7 protein-coding genes are annotated in these 12,432 nt (G+C 35.2%); all 7 read left to right on the forward strand.

Annotation, left to right across the window (positions count from 1 at the left end):
* The first annotated feature begins 50 nt into the window (after positions 1-50).
* The 7 genes from HGP29_RS03875 to HGP29_RS03905 all read left to right on the forward strand — a co-directional run bounded on the left by HGP29_RS03875 (position 51) and on the right by HGP29_RS03905 (position 12,408).
* Positions 51-377, forward strand: a complete 327-nt coding sequence (locus HGP29_RS03875; protein ID WP_168881029.1) for a HesB/IscA family protein — start codon at positions 51-53, stop codon at positions 375-377.
* A gap of 102 nt (positions 378-479) precedes the next feature.
* Entirely contained in the window at positions 480-2,384 is a 1,905-nt protein-coding gene (locus HGP29_RS03880) for a 7TM diverse intracellular signaling domain-containing protein (RefSeq protein WP_168881030.1), read from the forward strand.
* 313 nt (positions 2,385-2,697) lie between these two features.
* Positions 2,698-5,820, forward strand: coding sequence for a SusC/RagA family TonB-linked outer membrane protein (locus HGP29_RS03885; protein WP_168881031.1), 3,123 nt, complete (start codon positions 2,698-2,700; stop codon positions 5,818-5,820).
* An 18-nt stretch (positions 5,821-5,838) separates the two neighbouring features.
* Positions 5,839-7,485 carry a RagB/SusD family nutrient uptake outer membrane protein gene (locus tag HGP29_RS03890; RefSeq protein ID WP_168881032.1) on the forward strand — a complete coding sequence of 549 codons (1,647 nt, stop codon included), beginning with the start codon at positions 5,839-5,841 and terminating at the stop codon, positions 7,483-7,485.
* 19 nt (positions 7,486-7,504) lie between these two features.
* Complete coding sequence (locus tag HGP29_RS03895) at positions 7,505-9,022, forward strand: PKD domain-containing protein (RefSeq protein ID WP_168881033.1); 1,518 nt, start codon at positions 7,505-7,507, stop codon at positions 9,020-9,022.
* Between the two features lie 106 nt (positions 9,023-9,128).
* The gene (locus tag HGP29_RS03900; protein WP_168881034.1) at positions 9,129-11,501 is read left to right on the forward strand and encodes a glycoside hydrolase family 3 N-terminal domain-containing protein; all 2,373 of its coding nucleotides are present in this window, start codon (positions 9,129-9,131) and stop codon (positions 11,499-11,501) included.
* 73 nt (positions 11,502-11,574) lie between these two features.
* Positions 11,575-12,408 (forward strand): glycoside hydrolase family 16 protein, encoded by an 834-nt coding sequence (locus HGP29_RS03905; RefSeq protein ID WP_168881035.1) that lies wholly within the window; start codon positions 11,575-11,577, stop codon positions 12,406-12,408.
* Positions 12,409-12,432 lie beyond the last annotated feature (24 nt).

Consider the following 12,432-nt stretch of genomic DNA (forward strand, 5'->3'; position numbering starts at 1 on the left):
CAAAAATTGTTTGAACAAATAAGAGCTAGCTCTTTTAAAAATAGATAATTATGATTCAAGTTTCAGATGCAGCGGCACAACGCATTATTGAATTAAGAGAAAAAGAAGGAAGAGGTGATGACCAAAATGTAAGAGTTTCTGTAAAAGGAGGCGGTTGCTCAGGTTTAATGTATGATCTTTCTTTTGATGCAGAAATAAAAGATACAGACGATATCTTTGAAGATAAAGGTGTGAAAATCTATGTAGACAAGAAAAGCTTACTTTATTTAGTAGGTACTACATTAGACTTTTCTGATGGTTTAAACGGCAAAGGTTTCCAATTTGTAAACCCAAATGCCTCTAGAACATGTGGATGTGGAGAAAGCTTCTCTATCTAATTCCCACCAAATACAAAATATTAATGAAAAAACTACTTCAGAAATGGAGTAGTTTTTTTATTTTTGTTGTGATACATCTAGCTTGAATTAAGGAAATTCCTGATGAAAATATTAAAAAGTAATTATTTAAACTTTATTATAATATTCTGGTTCTGTTTACCTATTGCTGCTTCAGCAAATGATAAATCACCGTTCTTAATAGAAGTTCCAGATTATGTTGACAAAATTTTTATTCCATCATCAAAAGTGATGGTATTAAAAGATAGAGACTCAAGATATACAATAGACCAAATTGTAAATAATAATGCAAAAAACTTTATTCCTCTTCCCAAGGTGGATAACATTGTTTTATCTGAAGAATCTTACAGTTATTGGGTTAAAATCCAATTAGAAGGAGAAGCATTATCGAAAGATCGTTGGTTTTTTGAAATTCCTGATAGTCATGTCGGTGAAATTATTGCCTATATGCAAGTTGGAAACGATCCTCCAGTCTTAATGGAAAAGGCAGGGTATGATCATATTTATACGACAAGAACATTTAGACACAAGAATATCATCTTTCCCATCGACCAATTAAATATTGGTGATAATAAAGAGGTGAAAGTATATTTAAAATACACTTCACTGTTTCTAAATGTATTGTTCTATAAGATTAGTAAGTCAGAAACATTTTTAGAGTATTCCAATACAGAATACTTAATGCTTGGGTTAAACTATGGTATTCTAGTTTGTTTAATTATTACCTCACTTCTACTATATATTACCATTAGAGACAAATCATTGATTTTCTTAATAGCATTCTTAATTGGTAGTATTTGTGTGGGCCTCACCGAAGATAATTTAGGAGCAGAATATCTATTTACCAATAAGCCCTTTCTGAATTATATTCTAATGAAGTACGCTGCTCCTGTGAGTATGCTAACGATTGTTTTCCTTGCTGTACAATTTTTAGAGATTAGAAAAGAAGCATTTAAACTCTATTTAGTAATTGTTGGTATTGCCTTATTGAATGCATTTTATTTCTTGATCTTTAAATCCATGAACGATGTGATTTGGAGAATGCCAACATTTCTATTGCCTTTCTTATTGATCTTTGGATTCATTTTAACGAAACTAAAAAGAGAAGGTGTTAAGGTGACTTACTTCTTTTTAGGATACATTGTGATTTTAGGAGGTTTAATCACCCAAGTATTGAGAAGTTATGGGATTTTTATCTCTGACAACATCTTAGTAGTGTATGCCTACAATATGGGATTACTTATAACGGGGTTATTCATGACGTTATCCCAAACTGAAAAATTTAAAATTTTAAAAGAAGAGAAAGAGGAAGCACAACAAGAACTAATTAAAGACCTCCAAATAAGAGAAAGAGTTATTGAAGAAAAAGTAGTTGAAAGAACCGAGAAAATTAAAGCCCAGAACGAGATCATTGAATTAAAAAATAAAGAATTAGAGTGGGTTAACAATGAATTGAATAAACAAAGGGTTCAAATTCAAGACTTAAATAGCCAATTACAAATAGAAAATGAACAGCTGCATGTAGATGTTGAACACTTAGAAAGTGCAAGGGTACTGATGCAGGAGGTAACCTTAGAAGAGTTTGAAAATATGTTCCCTACTGATGAAAGCTGCTATGATTATCTAGAGGAAATTAAGTGGAAAAACGGTTATAACTGTAAGAAATGCGGTAATGAGCTGTATGCAAAAGGTACAGGTCCTAATAGTAGACGATGTAAAAAGTGTAATTATAATGAATCAGTTACCTCAGGAACCTTATTTCATCGTCTACATTTCCCAATTAAGAAGGCCTTTTATATGGTATTTATTGTATACTCTAAAAAAGGGGACATCTCTTCTACTAAGATTGCAGAGCTTTTAGAGATGAGACAGAATACATGTTGGAAGTTTTCAAAGAAAATCAAAGAAGCAATGGATGTGAAAATTCATGAATTTGGTTCAGAAGAAGAATTAAAAAAGAAAGGATGGGAAGCATTGATTTTGGCTTAATTTGATTTTTTTTCTAATAAAACAAGAATGGATTTTACTATATAAATGTTAAAATCCATTTTTTTTAAATGATAGTATTATTACTTGTTAACAATACACTTATTTACTAACTTATTGATTATTAGTAGTATTTGTCACTTTTTTTTAAGTGATAAATTTTTTGTTCACCCCAAAAACACAATTTGCTCTTGAAATATTTTCCTATGACATTTGAATTAGAAAACAACAGTTGACGTCCCTGTTTTTTACTAGCAAGAGAGATATCAAATTTTTTATCTCTACAATTTATTCATTTATCGTATCTGACTTTGAAATGAAATTTTATCTACAGTTAAAAAAGCAATTTACTCTACTGCTATGCATTGGTATGTTAATAACTGCTAATGTGGTGAATGCACAAGAGAGAGTAATTTCAGGCGTTGTAAAAGACGCAAGTGATCAATCTGTACTACCAGGTGTTAGCGTACAGATTAAAGGTACATCAACCGGTACTATCACCGATTTTGATGGTCATTTTAAATTATCATTAAACCCTCAAGCTGAAGTTGTAGTATTTTCTTACATTGGATATTCTCCTCAAGAAGTTACAATTGGAACCCAAACAGAATTTACAGTCAACTTAGAGCAAGATGTTGAACAATTAGAAGAAGTAATCGTTGTTGGTTACCAAGTCCAAAAGAAATCAGTTGTTACTGGTGCTATTGCTTCAGTTAAAGCTGACGACATCACGCAAACTCCTGTACAAAATGCAGCACAATCATTACAAGGTAAAACTCCAGGTGTTTTAGTAGCTCCTGTTTCTGGTCAGCCAGGTGCCGGTATTGATATTCGTGTTCGTGGTACGGGTTCAAATGGAAGTAACACTCCATTATATGTTGTTGATGGTGTACAAATGGACAACATCAACTTCTTAAACCCAAATGATATTGAATCGATCGAAGTATTAAAAGATGCTGCCTCAGCGGCAATCTATGGATCGAGAGGTGCAAACGGTGTAGTTTTAGTATCTACTAAGAAAGGTAAAGCAGGTAGAACAATTGTTTCATATGATGGTTACTATGGTATTCAAGAAGCATGGAGACAAGCTCCCGTAATGAATGCAAGAGAATATATGACTTTCCACAACGAAGGTTCAATTAACGCTGGTGGTGCTCCTCGTTTTACTCAAGACGAAATTAACTCAAATACAGTTGATACAGATTGGCAAGACGAAATGTTTAAACAAGCACCAATTCAAAGCCATACTGTACAAATGTCTGGTGGTACTGAATCATCACAATTCTTAGCTTCAGTAGGTTACTTTGGTCAACAAGGTATTGTAGCTCCAGAGAAATCAAATTTTGATAGATATTCTATTCGTTTGAATTCTTCACACAAGATTTCACAATACTTTAAGGCCGGATCAAACATCACTTTCTCAAGAGAAGAAAAAGAAGGAATCAATGAACAAAACCAATTTGGTGGTGTTTTACAAAATGCATTGTTACATGATCCATTAACTCCAGTATGGGAGGATGATCCTACAAAAATCCAAGAATACGATACTTATGCAGTAAAACCTGCTAACAAAGATGGTCGTTACTATGGTATTTCAGAGCAAGGTTTAAGAGAGGTGGTTAACCCAATGGCTCGTATCAACAATACTTACTCTGATGATGCTTCAAATAAGTTTTTAGGTAACGTATTCTTAGAAGTAACACCAGGTATTAAAGGATTAAGATTTAAAACAGATTTCGGTGTAGATATCGGTAACTGGAGTAACAGAGGTTACAACCCAGAGGCTTACTACAATAATGTAAATCAAGTAGCTACTTCTGGTATTAACCAAGCTGCGGGTTCTTATTTAGCTTTCCAATGGGAAAATGTATTAACCTACGAAAAGAAGATTGGTGATCATAAAGTAGATGCCTTATTAGGTACTACAACAAGAAATGGTTCTGGTACTAGTGTAGGTGCTTCTAGAAATAACTTACAAATTCCAGGATGGCAGTATGCATGGGTTTCAAACGGTGCAGATGATGAAACTCAGAAAGGTTACGGTGGTCAAGATTGGCAACATAGATTAGTATCTTTCTTTGGTAAGGTAGGTTATAACTACAAAGAAAAGTACTTAGTATCTTTCACAGCTCGTTATGATGGTTCTTCTAACTTTGGACCAAACAATAAATTCGGTTTCTTCCCTTCAGTTCAAGCAGGTTGGATTCTTTCACAAGAAGACTTCTTAAAGAATAATGATGTTGTTAACTTCTTGAAATTAAGAGGTTCATGGGGTAGAGTTGGTAACGAAAACATTGGTGCTTTCGGTTACTTAGAATTATTCGGACAAACTCCTTCATATCCTTTCGGAACAACTCAAGTAATGGTACCAGGTTATGCAATTACTTCAATGTCTAACCCTGATCTTAAGTGGGAGCAAGCACAAGAAGTTGATTTAGGTATTGATATGGGATTCTTGGATGACAAAGTTACAGCAACTGTAGATGTTTACTCAAGAGAGCGTCAAAACTTATTAGGAGTACTTCCTGTTCCAGGTTTCACTGGTGTTGGTGGTCCTAACTACAACTTAGGTACAGTTAGAAACCAAGGTATTGAAGCATCATTAACTTACTCGAAAAGAGATGGTGATTTCCACTTTGATGTGACTGTAAACGGTTCATACAACGATAACAAAGTAATGGAAGTAGCTAACGGAGATGGTAAAATTTACGGTCCTGGCTTATTCCAAACTGAAGGTCAATTAATGATGGAAGAAGGTTATTCACTTCCTTACTTCTACGGATTTAAAACTGATGGAATCTTCCAAAATCAAGGTGAGATCGATGCTCATGCAAATGAAGGAAGCCCAATCCAACCAGATGCTCAACCAGGTGATATTCGCTATGTTGATGTTAACGGAGATGGTGTAATTGATCAAAATGATAGAACGAACATTGGTTCACCGGTTCACTCATGGATGTACGGTTTAAATGTTAGAATGGATTACAAAGGTTTTGACTTCTCAATGTTCTGGCAAGGACAAGCAGGTGGTAGCTTAGTAAATGGTACATTAAGACCTGACTTAAGACAAGCAGAAAACTATCCATCACGTTACCTTAACCGTTGGACAGGTGAAGGAACAACAAATTCATTCCCTCGCTTTACTTATGACGATAGAAACCAAAACTTAACACGTATGAACGATATGGTTCATGTTGAAGATGCTTCATACTTACGTTTGAAAAACCTTCAAATTGGTTACACTCTACCACAAAAAGTAAGTAAGAAAGTAGGTATGAGTAAATTAAGAATGTATGTGTCTGGTAACAACTTACTGACATTTACAAACTACACTGGAATGGACCCAGAAGTTGCTCACGGTGGTGCATGGGTAGGTTATGACAATGGTTCATACCCTCAAGCAAGAGCTTACTTATTCGGTTTAAATGTAACGTTCTAATTCAATAATTGACTCAAAATGAAAATCAAAGATATATTAGTTGCAGGTAGCATTTTAGTAGGCGTTATGTCGACTACTTCATGTACTCAATACTTAGAATTGACACCAACAGATAAGCAGTCTGCAGATACATTCTTCAAGACTTCTACAGAAGCGAAACAAGCTTTGGTTGGTATTTACGAAAAACTTCGTTCTGATTATAATGGTTATACAAACAGCGTTCAGTTTTTTGATATGGCCATGGGAGATGATTCATATGTAGGTGGGGATCCATCAGGTACAGATATGATCGAGTACCAACGTATTATGCGTTTCTCAGCTCAAACAAACAACTATGCTGCTCAAGTAGCTTGGAATAAATGTTATGGTGGTATTCAAAGAGCTAACACTCTTTTAGCCAACTATGACAATATCGACTTCACAACAGCTGAAGAAGATATCAAAAACAACTATAAAGGTGAAGCTTTATTTTTAAGAGCACACTTTTACTTTGAGCTTGTACGTTTGTTTGAAAATATTCCAATGTATACAGAGCCATTAATTGGTGATGCTTGGAAAGAACTAGAGCAAGCTACTCCGGAAGCTGTTTATGCACAAATTGCACAAGACATGAATGATGCTGTTGCATTAATGGCAACAGAAGCTCCAGAAGGAGATGAAGGTAGATTAACAAAATACGCTGCAGAAGCTGAATTAGCTAAAGTATTTTTATTCTACACAGGTTATTACAATAAGACTTCTTTACCAACTACATCAGGTGCAGAAATTACTTCATCTCAAGTAGTTACAATGTTGGAAGATGTTATTGCTAATTCAGGTGCATCACTAGTTACAGATTATGCTGATCTTTTCAACCAAAATGGTAACTATAACACAGAAGCTATTTTTGAAATTGCATTTGCTAATACAGGTTCAGGAGATTGGGGAGACTATTCATATGGTAATATGTTCTGCCAAGTCAATGGTCCTCGTGGGCATAACAGTGATATCTTAGTGCAAGGTTGGGGATTCAATTCACCATCTAGAGACTTAGAAACATCTTTTGAAGATGGTGATGCTAGAAAAGCAGCAACAATTGTTTATGCAAAAGATCTAATTGATGCAGCAGGTTCTATTTACCAAGCAAATTATAATTTTACGTCAATGCATGGCTTCAAGTACACAACTCACAAGTGGAATCAAGCAGATGTGAATGTAGAATTGAACTGGGCACAGAACTTCCAGTATATCCGTTTAGCAGATGTTTTATTAATGGCTGCTGAATTAACAGTAGATTCAAATAATGGTCAAGCTTCTGGTTATGTAAATCAAGTTCGTAATAGAGCAGGTTTAGCTTCAATTTCTGGTGTTACTTTAGAAGACATCAAACAAGAAAGAAGAGTAGAATTAGCACATGAAGGTCATCGTTACTTCGATGTATTAAGATGGTCAAATGGTAATATGGCAAATGTTTCATCAGAGATTAATGTTTCTAATTATACATTAACTCCTCCAACTGAAACAGATGCTACATATATTGATGATCAGGGTCAAAACTTAACAGGAGATTTAGGTAATGCTACAGACTTCGAAATTACTTTTGATGAGTCTAAAAAAGGTTTCTTACCAATTCCTCAAAGTGAGATTGACTTACATCCAATGTTAAAACAAAACGCGGGCTATTAATTCTTAAGATCTGATAATCATGAAACAAAATATATATTCGATATTCAGCTTAGTCATCCTATTTTGGATGGCAAGCTGTACTGAAAAAGCACCTTCATTAGGTCCAAATCCGACTTCTGATGATGTAAGTTTTACAGCAGTTCCGACTTCTGAAAACGCTAATATTTATGAGTTTACTAATACTACTCCAAACTCAATTGCTTACTGGTCTTTTGGTACTGGTGCTTCTGGTAAAGGAGAAACTGTAACTGCTGAATATGCGGTACAAGGTGATTATGATGTAACTCTATTAGTAGTAACAGCGGATGGTCAAGCTGAAGCTACAAAAACCATTACAATTGAAAGTACTGACTTTACTTTATTGGATAGAGAGGATTACAACCTTTTAACAGGTGGTGCAGATTCAATCAATGGTAAAAGCTGGGTGTTTGATAAAATGACTTTAGGTCATATGGGTGTTGGTCCTGGACCTACATTTGCAGATGGTGAAACTTTTGAACCAACTTGGTGGCAAGGTGGACCTTTAGCAAAAGAAGGTTTAGGTATGTATGATGATGTGTTAAACTTCAACTTAAATGGTTTTAAATTTAACCTTGAGAATAACGGAGATACATACGCAAAAAGTTATATGGCTGATTGGTTTACTTCTAGAGGAGGTTCAATTATCCAAGATTCAGATGACCATACTTATGCAATTACTTTTGAAGATCAATCTGATTGGACATGGTCAATTTCAGATCGTGATGGTAAGAAATATTTAACATTCTCTGGTGATGCATTCCCAGGATGGCATGTGGGTGGTTCTCAAGAATATGAAGTAATCACTTTAAATGAAGACGAATTATATTTAAGAACAGTTGGTGAGAATACTGACGAGGCTTGGTACTTTGGTTTTGTTAGAGAAGGTTTTGAAAGACCTATTATAGAGAAGCCATACCAGTCTGAAGATATTTTTGACAACTTTGCAGGAAATACAAATGTTTCTTTTGTTGCCGATGGTGCTTTATCTTTCGTAACGGGAGTATCAAACTTCGACTTTAACGATAATGATGCAGAATCAGTAGGTAGATATGTAAGAACTGACGCTGCTGGTGAAGATGGTTGGATTCAAAATTACCAAACAGAGCTTCCTTACAGAATTGATCTAACTGAACGTCATGTTTTCAAAATGAAAGTATACCTAATGCCTTCTAATGATTACACAACTGTGACACCTGCAGGAGAGACAGCTGGTTGGTTAAATGCTGATACACCATTAGCAACAACAGTTGCTTTACGTTTAGAAAGTTCAGAACATGGTGAAGCTTGGAGATCAAGAGCAGAAGTTGCTCATACAATTGGTTCAGATCAATTGGGTCACTGGGTAGAATTAACTTTCGACTATTCATCAGTAATGACTGATGGTAACTTTAACTGGGCTTGGGACGCACCAGCAATTGGTAATGACTTTTATGATAAAGTGATCATCCAAATTGGTGGAGAAGGACATACTCGTCCAGGCACATTCTACATTTCAGACTTTAGATTAGAAGAGTAAATAGACAAATAGAAGAACGAAGAGAGGGAAAAGTACCTTTCCCTTTCTTCCTCTTTTAACGAGATAACTAAATAGGGAAAAGATCACTACTGCATTTTATAATAGCATGAAACATACTTGGAGAAAGGGATTAGCAACAGCAGCATTATGCTCTATTTTATTGGGATTCGACTCACCTGATGTAGACCCTGTACAAAAAAACAACATTGAAAATATCGTCAAAAGTAAGTTGTCTACTGAAGAGAAAGTAGATAAAATACTTAAAGAACTAACTTTAGAAGAGAAAGTAGGTCAAATGACACAGATTACTTTAGACGTTATCACCAAAGGAGAAAACGTTTTTGTAAGTGACGAACCACTAACTCTCGATCAAAAATTATTAGAAGAAGCGATTAAAAAATATAAAATCGGTTCGGTGCTTAATACTGCTAATAATAGAGCTAGAACTCCAGAAAAATGGAATGAAGTCATCACACAGATTCAAAAACTGGCGATGAAAGAAATTGGAGTACCCGTTCTTTATGGTGTAGATGCTATTCATGGTACTACATATACTGCAGGAGCAACTTTCTTCCCTCAACAAATTGGTATGGCTGCTACATGGAACCCTGATTTAAACAAACAAGGGTGTGCAGTAACAGCTTATGAAACAAGAGCGAGTTCAATTCCTTGGGACTTTTCACCTGTACTGGATATGGGTAGAAACCCGGCTTGGCCTCGTATCTGGGAGACATATGGTGAAGATGTGTATTTAACGTCCCAAATGGGAATAGCAGCGGTTGATGGTTACGAAGGAGTGAACAATGATTTATCAGATGAAACTAAAGTAGCTGCTTGTATCAAGCACTTTATTGGTTACGGTAGTGAAAAATCTGGTAAGGATAGAACTCCTTCTTATCTTCCAGAAGTGGAGTTAAGAGAGCATTATATGCCTTCATACAAGGCTGCAATTGATGCTGGTGCACATACTATCATGATCAATTCAGGAATCATTAATGGTACACCTGTACATGCTAGCTATAAACTCCTTACAGAATTATTAAAAGAAGAATTAGGTTTTAAAGGTCTAGTAGTAACAGACTGGGCAGATATTGAAAACCTTCACAATAGAGATAAAGTAGCAGATACACATAAAGAAGCTGTAAAACAGTCGATTAATGCTGGTATCGATATGTCTATGGTACCTTACAACTTCAAATTTGCTGATTATCTAATTGAATTAGTTCAAGAAGGTGAAGTGCCAATGTCTCGAATTGATGATGCTGTAAGAAGAATCTTAACTGTAAAAATGGAGTTGGGATTATTCGAAAAACCAGCACCAAAAGTAAAAGAATACCCTGATTTTGGTAGCGAAAAGCATGAGAAAATTGCTTACAATGCCGCTTCAGAATCAATCACTTTATTAAAAAATAATAAAGATATTCTGCCACTTAAGGAAGGAACAAAGCTTTTGGTTACAGGACCAAATGCTAATTCTATGAGAACATTAAATGGCGGATGGACTTATTCATGGCAAGGAGAAAAAGTAGAGGAATTCGCTAAGGATTACAATACTATTTTAGAAGCCGTTGAGAATAAGTTTGGCAAAGAGAATGTAAAGTTTGCTGCTGGAGTGGAGTACAACCACGAAGGTCAGTATTATGAAGAGAAAAATATCGATATCGATGCAGCAGTAAAAGCGGCAGAAGGTACAGATGTAATTCTACTTTGCTTAGGAGAAAACACTTATACTGAAACTCCTGGTAACTTGCATGATCTTTATATCTCTCAAAACCAAAGAAAACTTGCTGAAGCTTTAGCAAAAACAGGAAAGCCTGTAGTATTGGTATTGAATGAAGGTCGTCCTCGTTTGATTTCACAATTTGAATCAGAAATGACAGCAGTAGTTCATACTTATCTTCCAGGAAACTTTGGTGGAGATGCATTAGCTGATATTTTATCGGGAGAGGTGAACCCATCGGGTAAATTACCTTATTCGTATCCTATGTATCCTAACTCTTTAGGAACATACGATCATAAACCATCTGAAGCATCAGAAAAAATGGAAGGTATGTATGATTACAACTCATCACTTCCTTTACAATATGCCTTTGGACATGGATTAAGTTATACCACTTTCGATTACTCTGATATCACAATCTCAAAATCAGATATTGGACCAGACGAACAATTTACGGTTAAAGTAAAAGTAAAAAATACAGGAAATAGAGCAGGTAAGGAAGTAGTACAATTGTACTCTAAAGATTTATATGCATCTATCACTCCTGATAATAAACGTCTTAGACGTTTTGAGAAGATAAATCTTGAAGCTGGTGAATCGCAAGAGGTGGTATTCACCCTAAAAGCTAGAGATTTAGCGTTTGTGGACGCGGATTTAAATTGGACTGTAGAAAAAGGCGAATTCAGATTCATGATCGATGATCAATCTGTTTCCCTTAACGTAAGTGAAACAAAGAAGTTTGATAAACTGTCGAACTAATTCACAAACTTTCTTTAAGTTAGAGGGGGGTATAACTTGGTTACCTCCCTTTTTTAAATCTAATCATTAAGGAATGAAACAACTTTTACTTCTTTTTTCACCTATTTTACTTTTTATCTCTTGTGAGAAACCTAAAGAGAATTCAACAACTCAAGCTACTGAATATTCATTAGTTTGGAGTGATGAGTTTAATGAGGGAACCATGCCCGATACTTCTAAATGGTCTTATGATATTGAAGGGAATAAATGGCAATGGGGAAATCAAGAGCTACAAGCCTATACTAAAGCTAGACCTAACAATATTAAAATCAGTGAGGGTAACCTGATTATCACTGCTGAAAAAGAAGAATTTTTAGACCCTGTATCCAATAAGAAATTCGATTATACCTCAACTAGACTAATTTCCAAAGGAAAAGGAGATTGGTTATACGGTAAGTTTGTTGTGAGAGCAAAGTTGCCTTCAGGTCGAGGAACTTGGCCAGCTATATGGATGCTTCCAACAGATTGGGAGTACGGTGATTGGCCTAAAAGTGGTGAGATCGATATTATGGAGCATGTAGGATACGAAAAAGATAGTATCTATGCATCGGCCCATACTGAGGCTTACCATCATTCTATTGGGACCAACAAAACAAAAAGTATCGCGATTACTGATGCAGAATCGAATTTCCATGAGTATATCGTTGAGTGGGGTCCTGAAGAATATAGTGTTTATGTAGATGATCAGAAGTACTTTACTTTTAAGAATGAACATAAAACCTATAAGCAATGGCCTTTTGATAAACGTTTTCATTTACTTTTAAACATTGCTGTTGGCGGAATGTGGGGAGGAATGAAAGGTATAGATGAAAACATTTGGCCTCAATCTATGTATATAGATTATGTTAGAGTTTACCAGAAACAATAATGAACACTTTGTTTTGCTCTTCTT

Origin of the sequence: Flammeovirga agarivorans (assembly GCF_012641475.1) — a bacterium.
Lineage (GTDB): Bacteria > Bacteroidota > Bacteroidia > Cytophagales > Flammeovirgaceae > Flammeovirga > Flammeovirga agarivorans.